Annotated in this window: 19 protein-coding genes and 1 pseudogene; 10 read left to right on the top strand and 10 right to left on the bottom strand. The window is 46.4% G+C overall.

Features of this window, described 5'->3' with window-relative positions; all coding sequences use genetic code 11:
- Together ACQY6I_RS17915 and ACQY6I_RS17910 are read right to left on the bottom strand one after the other, a co-directional pair.
- Positions 1 to 534: pseudogene (locus ACQY6I_RS17915) on the bottom strand (hypothetical protein); the annotation flags it as partial.
- Positions 497 to 796 carry a hypothetical protein gene (locus ACQY6I_RS17910; RefSeq protein ID WP_428242876.1) on the bottom strand — a complete coding sequence of 100 codons (300 nt, stop codon included), beginning with the start codon at positions 794 to 796 and terminating at the stop codon, positions 497 to 499. The pseudogene ACQY6I_RS17915 and the gene ACQY6I_RS17910, both read right to left, overlap by 38 nt.
- Positions 797 to 1,415: 619 nt before the next feature.
- Between ACQY6I_RS17910 and ACQY6I_RS17905 the strand changes: the two genes are divergently transcribed.
- The gene (locus tag ACQY6I_RS17905; RefSeq protein WP_428242875.1) at positions 1,416 to 2,942 is read left to right on the top strand and encodes a glycosyl hydrolase 53 family protein; all 1,527 of its coding nucleotides are present in this window, start codon (positions 1,416 to 1,418) and stop codon (positions 2,940 to 2,942) included.
- Positions 2,943 to 2,992: 50 nt separating this feature from the next.
- Here ACQY6I_RS17905 and ACQY6I_RS17900 read toward each other — a convergent pair whose 3' ends face one another.
- From ACQY6I_RS17900 to dctP, 8 genes are all read right to left on the bottom strand, one after another.
- Entirely contained in the window at positions 2,993 to 3,475 is a 483-nt protein-coding gene (locus tag ACQY6I_RS17900; RefSeq protein ID WP_428242874.1) for an N-acetyltransferase family protein, read from the bottom strand.
- Positions 3,476 to 3,537: 62 nt separating this feature from the next.
- Entirely contained in the window at positions 3,538 to 4,710 is a 1,173-nt protein-coding gene (locus ACQY6I_RS17895; RefSeq protein ID WP_428242873.1) for an MFS transporter, read from the bottom strand.
- 352 nt (positions 4,711 to 5,062) lie between these two features.
- Positions 5,063 to 5,443: a hypothetical protein gene (locus tag ACQY6I_RS17890; protein ID WP_428242872.1), complete on the bottom strand. Its 381-nt coding sequence runs from the start codon at positions 5,441 to 5,443 to the stop codon at positions 5,063 to 5,065.
- Positions 5,444 to 5,786: 343 nt separating this feature from the next.
- On the bottom strand, positions 5,787 to 6,494 hold the full coding sequence (locus tag ACQY6I_RS17885; RefSeq protein WP_428242871.1) for a GntR family transcriptional regulator: 708 nt from the start codon (positions 6,492 to 6,494) through the stop codon (positions 5,787 to 5,789).
- 300 nt (positions 6,495 to 6,794) lie between these two features.
- Positions 6,795 to 7,232 (bottom strand): universal stress protein, encoded by a 438-nt coding sequence (locus tag ACQY6I_RS17880; protein ID WP_428242870.1) that lies wholly within the window; start codon positions 7,230 to 7,232, stop codon positions 6,795 to 6,797.
- A gap of 154 nt (positions 7,233 to 7,386) precedes the next feature.
- The gene (locus tag ACQY6I_RS17875) at positions 7,387 to 8,670 is read right to left on the bottom strand and encodes a TRAP transporter large permease (protein WP_428242869.1); all 1,284 of its coding nucleotides are present in this window, start codon (positions 8,668 to 8,670) and stop codon (positions 7,387 to 7,389) included.
- A 9-nt stretch (positions 8,671 to 8,679) separates the two neighbouring features.
- Positions 8,680 to 9,258 (bottom strand): TRAP transporter small permease, encoded by a 579-nt coding sequence (locus ACQY6I_RS17870; RefSeq protein WP_428242868.1) that lies wholly within the window; start codon positions 9,256 to 9,258, stop codon positions 8,680 to 8,682.
- Between the two features lie 159 nt (positions 9,259 to 9,417).
- A complete protein-coding gene (dctP, locus tag ACQY6I_RS17865) occupies positions 9,418 to 10,428 on the bottom strand; it encodes a TRAP transporter substrate-binding protein DctP (RefSeq protein WP_428242867.1) in 1,011 nt (336 codons plus the stop codon).
- Positions 10,429 to 11,837: 1,409 nt separating this feature from the next.
- Between dctP and ACQY6I_RS17860 the strand changes: the two genes are divergently transcribed.
- The 9 genes from ACQY6I_RS17860 to ACQY6I_RS17820 are packed head-to-tail and all read left to right on the top strand — an operon-like array spanning position 11,838 to position 18,645.
- On the top strand, positions 11,838 to 12,407 hold the full coding sequence (locus ACQY6I_RS17860) for a DUF4255 domain-containing protein (protein ID WP_428242866.1): 570 nt from the start codon (positions 11,838 to 11,840) through the stop codon (positions 12,405 to 12,407).
- Position 12,408: 1 nt separating this feature from the next.
- The gene (locus ACQY6I_RS17855; protein WP_428242865.1) at positions 12,409 to 13,422 is read left to right on the top strand and encodes a hypothetical protein; all 1,014 of its coding nucleotides are present in this window, start codon (positions 12,409 to 12,411) and stop codon (positions 13,420 to 13,422) included.
- A 12-nt stretch (positions 13,423 to 13,434) separates the two neighbouring features.
- On the top strand, positions 13,435 to 14,832 hold the full coding sequence (locus ACQY6I_RS17850; protein WP_428242864.1) for a phage tail sheath family protein: 1,398 nt from the start codon (positions 13,435 to 13,437) through the stop codon (positions 14,830 to 14,832).
- Positions 14,833 to 14,871: 39 nt separating this feature from the next.
- Positions 14,872 to 15,306 carry a phage tail protein gene (locus ACQY6I_RS17845; RefSeq protein ID WP_428242863.1) on the top strand — a complete coding sequence of 145 codons (435 nt, stop codon included), beginning with the start codon at positions 14,872 to 14,874 and terminating at the stop codon, positions 15,304 to 15,306.
- Positions 15,307 to 15,336: 30 nt separating this feature from the next.
- Positions 15,337 to 15,786, top strand: a complete 450-nt coding sequence (locus ACQY6I_RS17840) for a phage tail protein (RefSeq protein ID WP_428242862.1) — start codon at positions 15,337 to 15,339, stop codon at positions 15,784 to 15,786.
- Positions 15,787 to 15,788: 2 nt separating this feature from the next.
- Positions 15,789 to 15,950 carry a DUF5908 family protein gene (locus tag ACQY6I_RS17835; RefSeq protein ID WP_428242861.1) on the top strand — a complete coding sequence of 54 codons (162 nt, stop codon included), beginning with the start codon at positions 15,789 to 15,791 and terminating at the stop codon, positions 15,948 to 15,950.
- Positions 15,940 to 16,608, top strand: a complete 669-nt coding sequence (locus ACQY6I_RS17830) for a CIS tube protein (RefSeq protein ID WP_428242860.1) — start codon at positions 15,940 to 15,942, stop codon at positions 16,606 to 16,608. The genes ACQY6I_RS17835 and ACQY6I_RS17830 overlap by 11 nt, the downstream gene beginning before the upstream one ends.
- Before the next feature lie 9 nt (positions 16,609 to 16,617).
- Positions 16,618 to 18,357: a type VI secretion system tip protein VgrG gene (vgrG, locus tag ACQY6I_RS17825; protein ID WP_428242859.1), complete on the top strand. Its 1,740-nt coding sequence runs from the start codon at positions 16,618 to 16,620 to the stop codon at positions 18,355 to 18,357.
- Between the two features lie 9 nt (positions 18,358 to 18,366).
- A complete protein-coding gene (locus ACQY6I_RS17820) occupies positions 18,367 to 18,645 on the top strand; it encodes a PAAR domain-containing protein (RefSeq protein ID WP_428242858.1) in 279 nt (92 codons plus the stop codon).
- Positions 18,646 to 18,654 lie beyond the last annotated feature (9 nt).

The following is an 18,654-nucleotide window of genomic DNA, read 5'->3' as shown; positions in this document are numbered from 1 at the left end:
TTCTGTGCCCAGGGTGTAGCGGAATTTATGTCTCAGGCTGCCGGGCAACGTTGAGTAGTTATTAGTTCTGGCCACCAGTTCATAGGGTAAACCGGCGGCCAGTTGTTGATGCTCTTGAATAATGACTTTATGGGTGCCCAGCACATCACCAACTGTCGCATCGGGATTCTGATTGTTGATGTATTCTTCTTCCAAAATGGCTTTGGTCTCTTCGATTTGTGCCTGTAGTTTAGCCGCTTCTTCTGCATTGGCGCCTTGAAGGTCCAACCCGATCGCTCGATACTCACCGACGATTGGATGATTCACCGCCTGATCCCACCCTTGACTCGGTGACCACAAAACAAGAGTTTCATAGAGTTCTCCACCCATTTTTCCGGCGGCAGCTGTTTCTACAACTGTATCGTTTTCACTGAATTCTGCGGTCAGGTTGATCAGGTAACCCGGCAGGGTGTCAGGTAAGTCCGCCGGATCAATCTCGCCGGTATCCGGATCAGCCTCAGGAATGTAAGATGTTTTCAGTGGAAGAATCCGCACTGGAGCTGTTCAGGTAGGCTAATGCCCGATTAATATAAGCAACATCGCCTTCACCATATTCTATAAAAGTATTCAAGGACTCTACGGTAGACTGGAAGGACACGCTGACATCCGACGACAAAGCAATACTACCATCATCGTTCACATGATTATCCAAAAAACCGGTGTCCACTGCTTGAGTAGATACCGTCGCGAGTAACGCAAATAGAGTAGCAAGTAACGGGAAAACAAAACGAATGCGGGGTGAAGCATTCCTTTTCATACATCCTCCTGAGGCCGGTAAAGAGCCAATCAAATGATTTTGCTTATTTCTTCAATATTTAGAAATAAAACCGCAAAAATTTTCAAAATAATAAAGAGATACTGGAGTTTTGTAGATGCGCGACACGTAAAATTGAGACAAAAATCACATTTTTCCCAACAAAATAAATTTCTATAGCCGGAAAATAATCATGTTTCAATATATACCCACGGAGAAAATGAACAGAAAATAGCTGTAACGTTTGAGACAGCAAATTAAGAAATTGTTATTTAATTAAATATTTTGCTTATCATTATCACCATAACATCGTGTGGCAGCTCAAGCTCCAAGTAATTGTCAACAGCTTCTGACAGGTTTGATTTTCTACTTACATTGCGACTTCCATGTTAAAAATCACTTCAAGATGCTCATTTACTTCCGGGAAAATAATATTGAGCACATCTGGTTCCAAACTCGCCACGAATATTTCCCTCTAGACTCGAATGTAGCATCCGCGCTGCACCAAGATGCCCATTCCTAGTACTTTATTAACAATCCAGTTCCAATAAGATAAATATATCGATAATATTTACCTAAAGAGCCTTCCCATACAAAAACAACAAACAATTGAGGTATTCACATGTCATCACACATTCGGTGGTTATATTTAAAAATCATGGTGCTGATCGGGCTGTTAGCAGGGTTATCGCTAAACAGCGCCTGGGCCGCACCGGTATTTGCCTATGGCGCGGACATTGGGTGGATGAAGCAGTTGGAAAACGAAGGAGTCAGTTGGGTTAACGATAACAATGTCCAGCAGGATCCACTGCAAATTCTTAAAGACCATGGCATCAATGCCGTTCGTCTGCGGGTTTTTGTCAATCCGGATCCCAGTGCCTACTGGCATAAAGATGGCTCAACCTGGACCATGCTGGGTTATGCCGATAAAGCCAGTGTCATTGCTGCCGCCCAGCGAGCCACTAATATGGGAATGCGTGTCATGGTGGATTTTCACTACAGTGATGTATTTGCCGACCCCGGCCATCAGATCAAACCAGCTGCGTGGCAGAATTATAGCGTCTCACAACTCGAAACAGCCGTTTATAATCACACTTATGATGTCATGAATGGCCTCAAAAATGCCGGCATCACGCCAGAATGGGTACAGGTTGGCAATGAGATGGATCCCGGAATACTGCTCCCCCAAGGCAGCACGTCCAACTTCGCGAACCTGACCCGTTTTCTGAACGCTGGCTATGATGCCGTTAAGGCCGTCAGCGCCTCTTCAAAAGTAGTCAGTCATCTTGCTCACGGAACCAACAATGCTGCTGCCCGCTGGTACTTCAACAATTTTCTGAATGTCTATGGGGGCAAAACCGATGTTATCGGCTTTTCTTTTTATCCCTACTGGGATGGCGAGTCCTATTGGGAGATCACCGACGATCTGGCCTATAACCTGAATAACATGGCCGCAACGTATGGCAAAGAAGTCATGGTCACCGAAGTCGGCGGCCTGCAAACCAACCCCACCGACAGTTACTGGACCGTTAAAGACACCATTGATCTGGTCAAAGCCGTACCCAACGGAAAAGGAATCGGCGTTTTCTATTGGGAGCCGGAAGCAAACTCTTCGGTATTGCCCGACGGCTACCCTCTGGGTGCTACGACGCTGGTTTCCAATAAGGTCTTGAAGTTTACCAAAGCTCTGGACGCCTTCAGTGATGGCCAAATCAAAGTGGACAGCACCAAAACTTATCGCATCGTAAACCGTAACAGCGGTAAAGCACTGAATGTTGCCGCGGGCTCTAGTGCCGACGGTGCCGTTATCGAGCAATACGGTTATGGAGGCTGGGCCAGTCAGCAGTGGCAATTCACGGCCATTGGTAACGGTTTTTATAAAATAAAGAACATCAACAGCAATAAGGTCATGGATATCGAGGCCGCTTCAACCGAAAACGGTGCCCAAAATATTCAATGGTCCGATAATGGCGGTTGGAACCAGCAATGGTTGATTCTGGATGTGGGTAACGGTTACGTCAAAATCAAAAACCGTAACAGCGGAAAACTGCTGGATATCAAAGCAAAGTCAACCGCTGATGGCGCACTCGACATTCAATGGTCCGACAATGGTGGTTGGAACCAACAGTGGCAAATCCTGCAAAACTGATCCAACTCAATAGCGGCAAAAGCAAAACTCTTTTGCCGCACAACCTTTACTCAACTGTGGCTAAAATCCAGTAAAGCCTGTCCGCTCAAACGGTATCCCAACCACTCCTCTTTAGCCTTGGCACCAATCGATTCATAAAACCGGATAGCCGGTTCATTCCAGTCTAAAACACTCCATTCGAATCGCTCACATCCTCCTGCGACGGCTTGTTTTGCCAAATACTTCAACAGTTGCTTACCCGCGCCGAGGTGACGATATTCCGGAGAAATATAAAGATCTTCAAGATACAGTCCGTTTTTGCCCAACCAGGTTGAATAGTTGAAAAAATAAACAGCAAAACCAATTGCCTTGCCATCCTGCTCACAAAGCAGCGCTTCAACAGTGGAATCCGGACCGAAAATTGACCGTTTTATATCCTCCACAGTGGCAATCACTTCCTGCTCAGCATTTTCATAACATGCTAACTCTTTAATAAACTGTAATAACTGCCCTGAATCCGATATCACCGCTTTGCGAATAGAAAGTAAACTCACTGACCTCTCCTACATAATCCTATTTTTTTGACCAACCACTAGTGGCCAAACTGCGAACTAACTCAACGCTCCCGAGTATGCATCATCAGTGTTTCGTGGACCAGTACCAACATTATCACCAGTACCAGCACTGTCACGCCAATGCTTTCTAGCCCCCAAAAAGAGGCAATATACCCCATTGAGAATGGCAGACTAACCCCGCTTATCAAGGCCATACTGACCTGAATACCAATGACCCGTGGAGCCAGTTTTTTACCGACTCGTTGTGGTGTTCGTGACATCAGGCAGGGAAATATCGGCGCCAAACAAAACCCCGTGACTAGCAGTCCAATGAGACTCAGCAGCGGCAAACCATCAATGCAGAAAACCACTGTGCCTATCAGTGTCCCCCACATCGCCAATCGAATCACCCAATCAGTTGGTATACGGGCAACCACCACCCCAAAAAATATCCTGCCAGCCGCAAGTGCACCCCAGAAGAAAGATGTCCAGAGTCCAGCCAAAGCAGTATCAATCGACCGTCCTTCCGTCAACACCGTAAACGCCCATTGACCAATACCAATCTCGATACCGGTATATATAAAAAACAACAATATATGAAACCAGACCACAGTTTGCCGGAAAACATGTGAGTACCCATCCGGCAAATTCAGCTCATCAGCTGCATGTAATTGATCAGAACGATCTTCCAACTGATGACGGGTTAGAAAAAACAATCCTGCCATCAGCAACAGGATGAAACCAATTGTCCCGTAACCCACCCGCCAGTTACCGGATGCCACCAAAACAGCTGTGGCGATCATCGGCCCTGTCATAGCACCAACACCAAATGCAGCATGCAGCCAGTTCATTTGCCGGGTAGAGAAATGTTCTGCAGCATATGCATTTAAACCAGTATCAATAGCTCCAGAACCGAGCCCAAGCAATATTGCAAACAGCAAGAACACCACCCAATACTGGGCAAGTGCAAATCCAGTCAAAGCAATAAAAACCAACAATGAACTGCCAGCCAATAGCGACCCAACCCCCAAACGGTTCAGGATCAACCCCGCAGACATGCTGGAACAAAAATAACCAATGCCAGTACAGGTCAAAATCATACCCAGCCAAGCGTTGGGAAGGTCGAAGGTTTCGCGCACAAAAGGCCAATTAACACCATGAGTCGCATCTGGAAGACCCAAGCTGATAAATCCCAGATAGGCAATCAGCAATAACAAAACCCCAGGTTTCTTCATTTTCTCAGCCTTCCACGATACAGCGCCCGACACATGGGCAGGAAAGTGTCCTTGCTTCACTGGCATATTGTCAAATGATTCAGAAAAGGATTTATGTCAAATTTATTGACAACAAAACACACGGAATCTTTATGCGTTTGATCAGCATGAAAACTTACGCGTGCCGACAAAAACAGACGCCACGTTTTTGGCTTAATCGATGAAAATTATTTCCAGGTTAATGAAAATATTTTTCAACCGATGGAATTCTTAAACATGGAAAGTACGTTGGAGAAATTACATACTGAAGATGATTTGAGCATCAGTCAGGCGTCAATCTCACGATCAGAACCTGACTGGAGACAGCAGTTATTTATTGAATGATAACATTGAAACTGGAAGAGCAAACCGTACTGCCCGTAACGCTATAAATACGCTGGGTTACATTAGCCACTTTACCGCTGGCCGTTGGCAATGCACTCAATGAGGTATATAAAGTAGCGCCCTGCCCGGTAAATCCATAACGCGAATCTTTAAAAAATCCCGGTAGTGCCTGAAAGGTTGCGATCAAACCGCCGCCACTGATTCTTTGGTCCAGAAAATACATGGCAAATGCCAGATTACTGACGGAGCCGATCTGTAAAGTACTCTGCCCCGGCATCAAATAAATATCATTGCTTTGAAGGGAACAGGCTGCTTTTGAGCCTAACGATAGAACAGAAAGCATAACCAATCCGATCATTCTGACAGACATGAGTAGTCTCCTATTAGGAAAATTATTGTTATTGTCACTTCTGATACCAATAAGAAGCCCGACAAGGCTAACCCACCCACAACATGTCATAATTAGTTAATTAGTATGATTTCATTCCTTGCAGATTCCAACATGAATGATAATCGGCTTTTGATGACTGAGCCCTTGCGAAAAAGCACCCTGGACTGTCATTAGCAAATGATTAAGCGCTATGGCCACAGGTCAGAATGGGCTCAGGTGTCAATACAGAAAAATGATGAATGAATTGAACAACATGATCAGGCGCTAACAATTAACCAGCATTACAAACACACGTTTTGTTATAAGCGATACTGCCAACCACTTATGGGGAAGTTTGTCCCCTGCCCTGCTGCTCCAGCAATTGCCTCAATCGCTGTAAGGCCATGGAAATATGGGTACGTCGCAATTGTCCTACCGCAGCAATAGCGCCACTCTGTAACAGCTGTCGGGTTTCACTGATTTCCCGCTGAAAAATGCCAGCTTCTACCTGAACCGCCTCATCAGTCATCAGATATGGCCACATTCTTGATGAACGGTAAAACAGTAACGACAGTATTTCACGTAACGACGGGTTACCCACCAGTTCCATCAATAGTTCAAAAAACACGATATTCAATTGAGCAAATGCCCGTTTTGGCTGATGATTGCCAGCCAACAACATACAGTCATTTTCGACCGTTACAATTCTATCCAACAGCCCGGCAGTAACTGGTAAGGGCGACAACAAACCAATCTGAGGAACGATTTCCATTCGCAGTCGAAATACATCACATAAGTAAGAAAGTTCAATGTTGGTAACCAGGTTACCAACACCGTGACGAACCTCTACCAACCCTTCAGCCTCAAGCCGTCCCAATACTCTGCGCATCGGAGTACGACTGACCGAAAACTCCCGCGCCAGTGTTTCCTCCGACAACCTGGCACCTGGTTCGTAATCCAACAAACAGATACGGTTACGCAGTGTCAAATAGATAAATTCAAACCGGCTCGCCCCCACCATCGGTGTAACGGGTTCATGCTCAACATTCATAAAATAATGATTTCCTTCAAGAGGTTAACGTATCCAGGCACAATCATTAACTGCTACTCTCCAGGCTCTACTGCCTCCCCGACAATCAAAGTGCTGTCCAAGGAAATTTTAAACAAAGTCAGTGAGCCATTCAGGCCAGACCTATGATATTTGGTCAGCCTGTCGGGAGCGAATCAGAGCTACTCGGCTGGTCACACACCAGAGCACCGGATGTGCCAAGAGTTTACCAGCCATAAACAGGTAACTTGAGCGTGTTGTTAAAAACAGCATCGGTAACACTGGTTAGTATACAGAGACTGACTAAACAACCATAACCGGACATCGCGCCATACCACTGACTTTATGAGATACACTCCCCAGGATGAATCCCTCTGTATTACCCAAACCGCGATGTCCCAGAATAATCAGATCCGCTCCTTTCTCTTCAGCAAACCGTACGATGGTTTTGGCTGGCCGGCCACTCTTAACAAATGCCCGTACCTTCGGACAATATTGCTCAAGGGCATACCGCTTACACCTTTCCGCAACATCGCTGGCATAGTGCTTCATCATCAGATCCATGTTTTCAGGGTCAACCGGCCTAACCATCGACATCGAAGCCTCCCGCAGAGAGTGGTGTCGAAATACAGATAATATCCATAAATCTGCGTCAAATATCTTCTGCATTTCCACCGCCACTTTCAGAGCTTCACAAGCACCGTCAGACCCATCTGTTGCGATCAGAATATGTTTGAACATTTCATGCCTCCCTTTTTATTCATCCGGCCACACAAAATATCTTCCTGATATTCTCTGTTGCCGGCCCTCAAACCAAGCTAACCACCCGCACTCAAACGGTTCGAGGGAATTGCAAAAACCTTATATTTTCAATGATCCAACGAATCAACACTCTTTAATTGAAAGCCAGGTCACGAAAGAACAAGGCGATTTGTGGAAAGAAAATTAATAGCACGGCCACACACAATAAAATCAATACAAATGGCGGCGTTCCCCGTACCACATCTGCATATGGTTTTCTAAACACCGCTATAGCCGTAAAAATATCGCAGCCGAATGGTGGCGTAGCCGACCCGATTGCCACCTGCAACGTTATGATGGTACCAACCAACACTGGATCAAGCCCAACAGACTTCACCACCGGTGCAAAAATCGGAACCAGAACCAGTATCACCACAATTGGATCTACAAACATGCAACCGATAAAAAACGAAATGGAGATGACGAACAACACACCCATCTGGCTCATATCTGCCACACCAATGGTTTCCAACAACTCCTGAGGGATACGGGCAAAGGATATCACCCAGGAAAATGCCGCACCGGCTGCCACTAGGATAAACACCACTCCCGTAATCAAACCTGTGGACTTGGCGGTCTTGTAAATATCTGCCGGTGACAGCGAACGAAATACGATCACTTCCAATACCAGGGCATACAACACACAAACTGCAGCCGCTTCGGTGGGACTGAACACACCACCATAAATACCACCGACAATAATGACAGGAAAACCCAATGGCCAGACAGCTCTTTGTACAGCCACCAAACGTTCTGACCAACTGGCTTTCGGTTCTACCGGAACTTCATAAACATAGGCATAAATAACACTGTATATCGAAAACAGAACAAGTATCAGCAAACCAGGACCAATACCCGCGATAAACAACTCAGAGATCGATGTATTGGAGACCACTCCGTAAATGATCATGCCGATACTCGGTGGAATCAGGAAAGCGATATCACTGGAATTGATGATCAACGCCAATATAAAGGAGTCTTTATATCCAGCCTGTAACATTCTTGGCCGCAAAGGCGACCCAACCGCTACCACTGTCGCTTGAGTGGATCCCGACACTGCACCGAATAAAGTACATGCAGTTGCTGTACTGACTGCCAAACCACCTTTGATGTGACCAATAAAGCGCATCACCATTTCAATCAGACGACCAGCAGACTGGCCACGGGTCATAATGTCAGCCGCAAAAATAAACATTGGCACAGCAATTAAAGACGCTGGACGAATACCCGCCATAAACTGCTGCACCATAAAATCCATCTTGCCAATCCCATGAAAGATTTCATAAAAACCAACAATGGCACCGACTATCAACGGGATCATCATGGGAAATCCCAGTAGCAACAGAATAATCATGACCAGAAAAATTATACCCGCCATGATAACCTCCTATACCTCTGTTTCACTGTCTTCATACCCCTCAAGCACGCTGACCGATAAATAAATATCTTTCTGGAGCATATTCTTCAGTGCAGTTAAAGCATATTGTACGGCCGTTATCAGAAAACCCACGGGAACCCATAGATATATCCAATAAACCGGTATCTGCAGTGCTGGCAATATCCGGCCAGAGCTGGCGACCTTGGATATATACTGGATCGAAAAATAACAAAGTGTCAGCATTACCAATGCTGAAAACAGAGTGATGAAAATCATCATGATCTTTCGGATGTTCCAGCTCAGAACATCATAAATGGCCGACATACGAATATGCCGACCATGCCTGGCGGCATACCCGATGCCGGCAAAGGTAATCATGACAATCAGGATGCGATTGACTTCTTCGCTGAAAAACAGGCTGCTATGAAAAACAAAACGACCAATGACATTGGCAATGGTATTAGCTGCCATTAGCAAGACGGCTGTCGCCAGTACAAATGATTCAAAACAACCGATGAGAAAATCGACACGGGCAGCTATCGTTGATACCACACCGTTATTCGAGGCTGGGTGATGATCTTTATCCATTGATAAAGTCCTTAAAATCTTGGATGGTCCCCATGGTTGTCGCTAAACAATGTGTCGTGACATCAGACCAGAACCATGGGAACCGACTTACAAAACGGATGATTCAGCCAGCACGCTTGCCGGCTGAATGAGTGGTTCTCACAACAATAGCTGTGTCGGTCAGAGGTTTTTAAGGTCAGCTTTCATTTGTTTCAGAATTTTCTGTCCACTCTTACCAGTCATCTCAATAAATTTATCTTCCACCTGAGCAGCCGCAGCTTGGAAAGGCTTACGCTCTTTTTCAGATAAAACGATCACCTGAATCTCTGGCCGCGCCTTTTTGATCTTCTTCAGAGCTTCTTTTTCCAAACCATTCTGATAGGTCAAAATGTACTCAAAAGCTGTTTTCGCAGCCTTCTGAATCATCTTGCGATCTTTTTTATTCAGACCATTGTAGAAATCCTGATTGGCCATAACGGCGGTAGTGAAATTATTATGACCAGCGTAGATAATATTATCCGTCACTTCATAGAGCTTGGTTGACTCAATAAAGGACGTTGGGTTCTCCTGCCCCTGAATGATGTTGGTTTGCAGACCGCCATACACTTCACCCCATGGCAATGGAGTTGGCGTGGCTCCAAAAGCCTTGTATGCCTCGACCAATAACGGATTAGTCATAACCCGGAACTTGACCTCTTTCAGATCTGCAGGACTGTGCACGGGTTTTTTGGTGGTCATCGCAACCTCGCCCTCTGGAAACATGGTCAACAATTCCAAGCCTTGTTTGGAATACAGTTTTTTGAAATCTCCATGAATGGCTTTACTGGTACGAAAGAACTCATTCAGCTTCTTCGTATCCGTGGGTAACAGATAAGGCACAAAAAATACCTGGGCCTCCGGAATCAACGAGCCGGTAAAACCAGGAGACTGATCCACAAACTGCAGAATACCGGCCTGCGCCTGTTCCATAATATCGGCAGACTCTCCCAACGTACCATAAGGGTACAACTCCACCTCATGGTCAGAATTCTTCTCAATTTCTTCTTTAAATTTACTGGCATAAACACCCTGGACTTCATCAATGGCTTCTTCAAACGCATAACGCCATGTATCTGCCTGGGTTGCCATAGGCATAACGACCGTTGTGACAAACAGACAGGCAGCGAGTTTGACAAATCTACTGTTGGTCATGTTTTTCCCTCTGGTTTCTAATTTGGTAATGCTTGTGTCCTAACTACGAAAATCTCATTTTTTCCACACATCATCATCTGAAACATTTCATGCACCTCAGAACGTGTTTTCCGATCAACATAGGCCGAGACAAAGCCCTATTCAAAATACAGTTCTATGCTGAAAAATCAAGGAGTTGTATACAAATATAGAAAGTTAGACCATTTTATACCCATTGTTTCCCAACAAATTCCCATACTTGTACACATCTACCCATTTGCCAGGTACTTCTATGACGATCCGCTTTTACTACCATCCAACAATCCTTCATACGTCACCGGATCACAAATACAACCGACCTATAGAAAACACACCAGCTTGGAAGGATCACTCTTGTCTGGTATTTCGGACTGTTTATCAGATGCCGGACAAGGCATAACAGAGCAACTGCCTTAGTCGTTCGATATTACAAACAGTCTGGCAGGTATCTACGAACAGACTCAGTTGTCAGGATTGTTGATAATCAACAGACTCTGCCGGTAATAAAGAAGTTAATAATTTGTGCTACAACCGTTCGTTGGGTTCAAGAGGAAGAGGAAGGCAAAGTACTGGATGTAGATATCAGTTCAAATGTCGATCTGACGGATAATATGAAAAGTGTATTAGCGCTATAGCAATATCAACGCTTCGAGACTCAACACAGTTGGAATGACACGCCATTGACGGTTTAAGTCTGAGAAAGCCTCAAAAACCAGTAATCATTTTGATACTGTCCGCTCCCAAAACCACCGCATGATCCGCATGATGGGCCATTGCAAGACGGTTCCTGTCATCATCATTCTTGTCCGAGCATATCACCGATAGCGATACTGCGCTCCGTAATCAACTTCCTATGAATGCGTGCAGAATAGTATGCACTTGATTTGTGCAACAACCTAAAGGTAATAGTCAGAATTCAAATACAGAAATTCATCTCCAATGCACCGCTAACAACGTTGTGATGTTGCATGATGTCGACTTCAGCAAAGATATTTGATCAGAATGACTGATCTTTTCTATTTTTTTGACGCACTTATCAAAATTTTATAATTTTTCCCATAACTCCCTGATTGATAAAGCAAAACTCCATCACATTCCGTAATAAAACAAAAATCACACCAGAAAAATTGTTATTTTCAAATGATGAATATAACTGATTAATTAACAAGGAAAATAAATTTTCGTGATAGCTTTTTACGACTCACAAATTTTATCAGAGAAAATCCCACCACATAAAATACGACTATTTTTTATCTTGATTTTTTTAATTAAAAGTTCATATAGTGACGACACTAACTAGCAGTAACCAATAAAAATAACCAAGGAATCACTGAGTAAAAAAATCGCCGTATTTTATTCAAGGATATCCATAAACAAGGACTGGCAAGGACATGCTTGATCGTGTGCTAGATTTTTTCGACGGCGAACTGAATGCATTTTTTCAGGCTAAAACGGGGGCCATTGGTACAACCGTTGCCGCAGGTGCCATCGTCAACGACAGCGGTAAATATGTGGTACCGCAAGATAGTATTGCAGCCACTATCATCAATATCGAAGAAGACACCTCCCTAAAAGAACAAAACCGCGAAAACCGTTTTCAACAAGGCCAGAATATCCAGGTGGAACCACGTCTGAAGCTCAATCTGTTCATTTTGTTTTCCGCCAACTACTCACATTACGATCAAGCCTTAAAGCATCTGTCCCTGGTACTCACCTACTTTCAAAGTCATCGCTCGTTCAGCCGGGAGCGGTATCCGGCTTTGAACGAAAACATTGAGCGCCTGGCCGTAGAACTACAGACCTTGAATTATGATCAGCTGAATCAGATATGGGCCTATCTCGGTGGCAAATATCTCCCGTCCATTGTGTATCGTGTACGGCTGGTCAGTATTCAGGATCAGACTCCGGCAACCATCCTACCGCCGGTCACCATAGTCAATACCAGTACCGGAGGACAGTAGCATGAATACCCGCCTGCTTCCGCTGTTCACACTGCATATCAGACACGAATATTATCAGGGTAATTGTCCGGATTTTTCCTTTCTGATACCCGCACAAAGTGCTCAACAGGCGCAGCAGGGAAGAATAATTTTCCGCCAAAAAGACCATGTTCTCTATGCATTGTACACGGCCAACAATGATGCCTTGCCAATATCACCGCTAAACAATGCAACATTGTTGATCGGATTACAGTTGAACAATCCTAACTTCAGCAACTTTACCGATGTCGATATATCTGCCGGAACACTGCTTTATCAGAACACGACAGACACCAGCCTGCTGGATTCTGCCATACCAATCACTCTATGCAGTCATCTGTTAAGACACACACTGACTTTTTCAGAACGCCCCAATCAAATCACGCTGAAACTGTCCGACGAAACTGTTCTGGCTGTTACCAACTGCAGCACTGGCGATACACACAACGACGTTGACTTTGAGCTATCCCGGCTTCAGGTTTCCGAAGGACGACTGCGCATCACTGAATCAACCCCCGGTGACAGTTCTGATCATGATTACTTTTATGCTCCGGAGCTGTTCCGGTCCGGTATTTTTGCACTGGTCGAGATACAAATTACTGCTGACAGCTATAACAACGCCAGTACCTATCAGATTGATTTCAGCGCCAAAAACGACATTTTAAAATACTACGTCGTCGCCAATCACTATTCCGATACCGAATTCAATTCACTATCTGTCACCGATACCGGCTTCAATGAGGATGGCCGTAGCGAAATTGTCTTCAACCCTGTTCTCCCGGCCGCATTCAGCAGCGATGACATCCATGCCGAACTATTGGCAGACGATGATCAACATCTGGTCGTCTTCAAATCCAACTCGGTACAAAAACGACAGCAAACACCGAGAAAACACATTCAACTTAACCTCAATGGCGAAGTCCTGATCGCGGATTTACCCTCGGCCAGCCAGGAAAAAACTCAGCCATCGTTCGTCATTCAACTTGAGAAACCCTAGGAGATCTATGCCATGGCAACCTACCGCACACCGGGTGTATACGTTGAAGAAATATCCGTTTTTCCGCCCTCGGTGGCTGAAGTGGAAACGGCCATTCCTGTTTTCATCGGTTACACAGAAAAAGCCCGGAAAACCACCGCAGATGACCTGTTGCTGAAACCCACGCAGATCACCTCATTGAAGCAATATCAACAATATTTTGGCGGCCCCAGGATCGAGGCCATCGCCATTTCCGTCGACAGTGATGGTAACGGTGGCTACAGCCAGAGCGATTTCACCGAACCGACACTGAGCTACATTCTGTATCACGCCATGGAAATGTTCTTTGCCAATGGTGGCGGTCGCTGTTACGTGGTGTCAGTGGGTCTGTATCAGGAGACGGCATCGATCGATTTAAACGGCGGCAATGGACTCCAGGATGGTCTGGCACCCGTACAATCCGAAGACGAACCAACACTGATCGTCATTCCCGAGGCGGTCAAATTGAGCAGCGGTTACAACACTCTGGTACAGGCAGTATTGCTGCAGTGCAACACCCTCGGCGACCGCTTTGCCATCTTCGATATTTATCAAGGCAACATAAACATCACAGCCAACGCGTCAGACCTGAGCACCAACCGTGGCTATTTTGGCAGCAATTATCTGAAGTATGGAGCAGCGTATTTTCCATTTATCAGGACCGGCCTCAACTTTGTAGTCGCCGATGATGAAAGCAATGTCAACATTACCATTGATAACGATACAGACAATATCGTCACCCTGGCCAGCCAGAAAACCAGCAATACCACACTGTACAACTTCGTTAAAAGCAGACTCAAAGAACACTATATCGTGTTACCACCTTCTGCTGCCGTTGCCGGAGTGTATGCCACCACTGATAACAACCGCGGAGTCTGGAAAGCACCGGCAAATGTGAGTCTGGCCAATGTGATCGAACCATTCGTGAAAATTGATAACAGTGTGCAGGACCAGCTTAATATTGATGCCACCGGAGGCCTGTCAATCAATGCTGTACGCGCATTCATGGGACGCGGAACGCTGGTTTGGGGCGCCCGCACCCTGGCAGGTAACGATAATGAATGGCGCTACATCTCGGTGAGACGGTTTTTCAATATGGTGGAGGAATCCGTCATGAAATCCACTCACTGGGCAGTGTTTGAACCGAATGACGCCAATACCTGGGTCAAGGTCAGAGGCATGATAGAAAACTATCTGGTGCAGAAATGGCGTGAAGGCGCATTGGCGGGTGCCACCCCCCAGGATGCCTTCTTTGTCCGCTGCGGTCTCGGCATCACGATGGATGTCCAGGATATTCTGGAGGGACGAATGAACGTCGAGATTGGCATGGCGGTGGTCAGGCCAGCGGAATTCATCATTCTGAAATTTTCCCACAAATTGCAGACATCATAACAACGGCCAAATACAAGCCTTTTGATAAGGAACAGGACCATGCAACAAGTTTATCCACTACCCGTTTTTTATTTCGAAGTGACCTGGGGAGGCGAACGCAACAGTTTTTCTGAGGTGTCCGGTCTGACCCAGGAAATACAAGCCATTGAATACCGTCATGGTGACTCACCTGAATTCTCTACCATGAAGATGCCGGGTCTGCGCAAATACAGCAACGTTACATTGAAACGAGGCATCGTCAAAAGTGACAACGACTTCATGAAGTGGCTGACTACTGTCAAGCTCAACCAGATCGAACGTCGGACTGTCACGATCATTTTAAAAGATGAAGACCAAAACCCGGTAATGGTATGGAAGGTTTTGAAAGCATTTCCGGTCAAGGTAGAAGGGCCACAGTTAAAGTCCAGCGGCAATGAAGTCGCTATCGAAGCCATTGAACTGGCCCATGAAGGCATTGAAGTACAGAACGAATAAATACTGCGTACAACTCTAAAGGATCAGAACATGACTCAGTACTACCCTCCCGTCGGGTTCCATTTTAAGGTCGAAGTCATTGGCTTGAAAGCCAACGATCACGACGTGCACTTTACCGATGTTGGCGGCCTCAACATTGAGATGTCGACCGAGGAGATTGCGGAAGGCGGCCAAAACCGTTTCCTACAAAAATACCCACAACGGGTAAAACATCCCGAACTGACGCTGAAACGTGGTTTATTGCTGAATTCAGAAATCGTCAAGTGGGTTCGTGACTGTATCGAAAACTTTATCATTACTCCCAAGAATATAGATATCACACTACTCAATGAAGAGCGTAATCCATTGCTGACCTGGCATGTGGTAAATGCCTATCCAACCAAATGGAGCTGTTCAGACTTATCCGCCACCAACAATGCCATTGTGGTCGAATCGCTACAGTTTTTTTATCAATATTTCAGCACAGATAGCGAGGGTTAGACATGCCAATCATCGTTGATGAAGTGGTTATCACTGTGGAGGTCAGCAATCAGGCTTCCGGTGGTGCCGCCAGCAAACCTTCAGACAGTGAAGACAAACAACAGCTGATCGAACAATGTGTCGAGCAGGTATTGGAAATACTGGAACAACGACATGAACGGTGAACTGGAAAAACTACTGATCAAGGCCTATGAGAGCGAAGATTTCTCGGGCGACGCCATAGCGGAATTTACGGCTTATGTTAATCCGAGCGAAGTAACCATTGCCTATGAGATGGAATATGACAGCGCTCAGGGTTCCGGTACCACCGGCAGCCGAATGGCATTCAAAAAAGTCAAACCAGGTGATCTGTCTCTGAGTTTTTTTATTGATGGTACCGGTGCTAATGGCACATTGATAGACGTGCAGGAAGCCGTCGAAACGTTTCAGACTGTGACGGGTTATAATGGCAATATTCACCGGCCAAATTACCTCAAAGTCATCTGGGGAACTCTACAGGTTAAACGCTGCGTACTGAAATCAGCCTCCATTGCCTACAAGATGTTCAAACCCAGCGGCGAACCGCTCAGAGCAGTTATCTCTGCCAATTTTACTGACACCTCCGATGATGAAACCCGTGTGGCTCTGGCCCAGGACTCCTCTCCGGATCTGACCCACATGCGGGTCATCAAGGCTGGCGATACGCTGCCGCAATTGTGCTATCAAATTTACGGTGACAGTCGTTATTACCTGAAAGTGGCACGCGCCAATGGTATGGATAATTTCCGCCAACTAAAACCCGGCACCCGGGTATATTTTCCACCACTGAGCAAAACCTCCTGAGGAGCCATCATGACCACATCACGCAGCCTGCCTATTCCCTCCCGACATCGGCAACTGACAGTCCTGGTGGCCGGTGAACCCATACCCACAAGCCAGCACCTGCTATCGGCCAGCATCCAGAACAGCGTCGATAGAATTGCCTCAGTACGTCTGGTTTATCAGGACGGGGATGCCGCCAGTGGTAATTTTCCACTTTCAACAGCAGATACCTTTATGCCGGGACAAATGGTCGAAATTACTGCAGGAACTGGTAATGACAGTCATAGCCTGTTTTCCGGCAAAGTCATACGACACAGCCTGAAAGTGCGCAACAACAGCGCTCCACAATTGATTGTCGAATGCCGTCACGCGGCTAGCCAAATGACTGTCAGACAAAATTGCAATTACTTTTTCGACAGCCTCGACAGCGATGTGATTACCACTTTGCTCAGTGACGCGGAAGTCATGGGTAATATAGAAACCACCACCGTACACCATCAACAACTGGTGCAATATAACGCCAGCGACTGGGATTTTTGCCTGCTGCGCGCGCGCGCCAACGACCGTCATCTTATTTGTCGGGGAAACCAGGTGGATCTGCAAAGTCTCAACCGCCATGACCCGGTGATCGAACTATCCTTCGGTGCCGTTATTCTTGAAGCCGACCTGCAAATCGACAGCCGCATGCATTTTTCCAGCTATCAAAGTCATACCTGGGATATAAGTGAACAACAACTCAATCGCGTAGAAGGTGAAAACCCTGCCGAGAGCAATGCAGGAAATATCACCGATGAAAATCTGGCAGAAGTATTTGCACTGGATGGCAAAGTACTGCGGCATCCCGCTTTGAACGATGACGAAGCACATATCTGGATCAAAGCAAAATGGCGACATCAACAACAGAATCTGATCAGCGGCCGGATTAAATGTGAAGGCATCGGCTCGGTTAACGTCGGCGATACCGTGAGTATCTCCGGTGTCGGCGAACGCTTTAATGGCCAGGCGATTGTGACGGGCATCCGCCATCAGTTCGACCCGACACAGGGCTGGAAAACGCATTTCCAGTTCGGTGGCATAGAGCCTGTCGAGCAGTTGGCGGACAAAACCGCATCCACTGACTCGACAGCGCTAATACCCGGTATCAACGGCCTGCACATTGGCATCGTTGTCAGTAATGAAGACCCGGATAACGAATACCGGATCAGAGTACGCATGCCACTAATGGCCAGTGACGACGAAGGTACCTGGGCACGACTGGCATGCCTGGACGCCGGACCGAAACGTGGCTCGGTATTCCGCCCGGAAATTGGCGATGAAGTGATCTTGGGTTTTCTCAACGATGATCCTCGCAAAGCTATCATCCTGGGTATGTTGCACAGCAGTGCCAGACCCGCCCCCTTGCAAGGCAGCGACGACAATCATGAAAAAGTGCTGCAAACGCGCTCAAAAATGCAATGGCTGTTCAATGACGATACGGTGGAAATGACCCTGCAGACACCAAAAGGAAACCGCTTGCAACTGTCTGAAGATCAAAAGAGTGTCAGTCTCGAAGATCAGCATGGCAACGCCATCATCATGAACGAGGCAGGTATTCAGATCACCAGCCCTAAGGCCATAAGCGTTAAATCGGGCACCGAACTAACCCTTAATGCGGACGCATCAGTATCCGCTGAGGCAAGCACTGACTTAAAACTCCAGGGAACGAAAAGCGCTGAAATTTCCAGTTCAGTCATGACCAAAGTCAAAGCCCCCATGGTACAGATCAATTAGGAGAACAAGATGCCAGCAGCGGTCAGAGTCGGAGACAGCAGTAATCATGGTGGTGTAGTAGCCGGTCCAGGCGTGCCAACGGTCTTAATTGCCGGCATGCCCGCGGCGGTCCTGGGCGATATACACATATGCTCGTTACCTCCCGTCAGTCATCAGCCCACCGGCAGTCCGTTTATCTCCGGCAGTAGCACCGTTTTGATTGCCGGCAAGCCAGCACTCAGAACCACTGACACCTGCGGCTGTGGTGCCATGGTCGTTGTCGGCGCCCCCACCGTCAGTATTGGTTAACAGGATATC

The organism is Gynuella sp. (assembly GCF_050297175.1).
GTDB lineage: Bacteria > Pseudomonadota > Gammaproteobacteria > Pseudomonadales > Natronospirillaceae > Gynuella.
This window is presented reverse-complemented; position numbering and strand designations above follow the sequence as displayed.

Coding starts and splice junctions, on each gene's coding strand:
- ACQY6I_RS17910 (WP_428242876.1), bottom strand. CDS start 796: ATGAAAAGGAATGCTTCACCCCGCATTCGTTTTGTTTTCCCGTTACTT.
- ACQY6I_RS17905 (WP_428242875.1), top strand. CDS start 1,416: ATGTCATCACACATTCGGTGGTTATATTTAAAAATCATGGTGCTGATC.
- ACQY6I_RS17895 (WP_428242873.1), bottom strand. CDS start 4,710: ATGAAGAAACCTGGGGTTTTGTTATTGCTGATTGCCTATCTGGGATTT.
- ACQY6I_RS17890 (WP_428242872.1), bottom strand. CDS start 5,443: ATGTCTGTCAGAATGATCGGATTGGTTATGCTTTCTGTTCTATCGTTA.
- ACQY6I_RS17885 (WP_428242871.1), bottom strand. CDS start 6,494: ATGAATGTTGAGCATGAACCCGTTACACCGATGGTGGGGGCGAGCCGG.
- ACQY6I_RS17880 (WP_428242870.1), bottom strand. CDS start 7,232: ATGTTCAAACATATTCTGATCGCAACAGATGGGTCTGACGGTGCTTGT.
- ACQY6I_RS17875 (WP_428242869.1), bottom strand. CDS start 8,670: ATGGCGGGTATAATTTTTCTGGTCATGATTATTCTGTTGCTACTGGGA.
- ACQY6I_RS17870 (WP_428242868.1), bottom strand. CDS start 9,258: ATGGATAAAGATCATCACCCAGCCTCGAATAACGGTGTGGTATCAACG.
- dctP (WP_428242867.1), bottom strand. CDS start 10,428: ATGACCAACAGTAGATTTGTCAAACTCGCTGCCTGTCTGTTTGTCACA.
- ACQY6I_RS17860 (WP_428242866.1), top strand. CDS start 11,838: ATGCTTGATCGTGTGCTAGATTTTTTCGACGGCGAACTGAATGCATTT.
- ACQY6I_RS17855 (WP_428242865.1), top strand. CDS start 12,409: ATGAATACCCGCCTGCTTCCGCTGTTCACACTGCATATCAGACACGAA.
- ACQY6I_RS17850 (WP_428242864.1), top strand. CDS start 13,435: ATGGCAACCTACCGCACACCGGGTGTATACGTTGAAGAAATATCCGTT.
- ACQY6I_RS17845 (WP_428242863.1), top strand. CDS start 14,872: ATGCAACAAGTTTATCCACTACCCGTTTTTTATTTCGAAGTGACCTGG.
- ACQY6I_RS17840 (WP_428242862.1), top strand. CDS start 15,337: ATGACTCAGTACTACCCTCCCGTCGGGTTCCATTTTAAGGTCGAAGTC.
- ACQY6I_RS17835 (WP_428242861.1), top strand. CDS start 15,789: ATGCCAATCATCGTTGATGAAGTGGTTATCACTGTGGAGGTCAGCAAT.
- ACQY6I_RS17830 (WP_428242860.1), top strand. CDS start 15,940: ATGAACGGTGAACTGGAAAAACTACTGATCAAGGCCTATGAGAGCGAA.
- vgrG (WP_428242859.1), top strand. CDS start 16,618: ATGACCACATCACGCAGCCTGCCTATTCCCTCCCGACATCGGCAACTG.
- ACQY6I_RS17820 (WP_428242858.1), top strand. CDS start 18,367: ATGCCAGCAGCGGTCAGAGTCGGAGACAGCAGTAATCATGGTGGTGTA.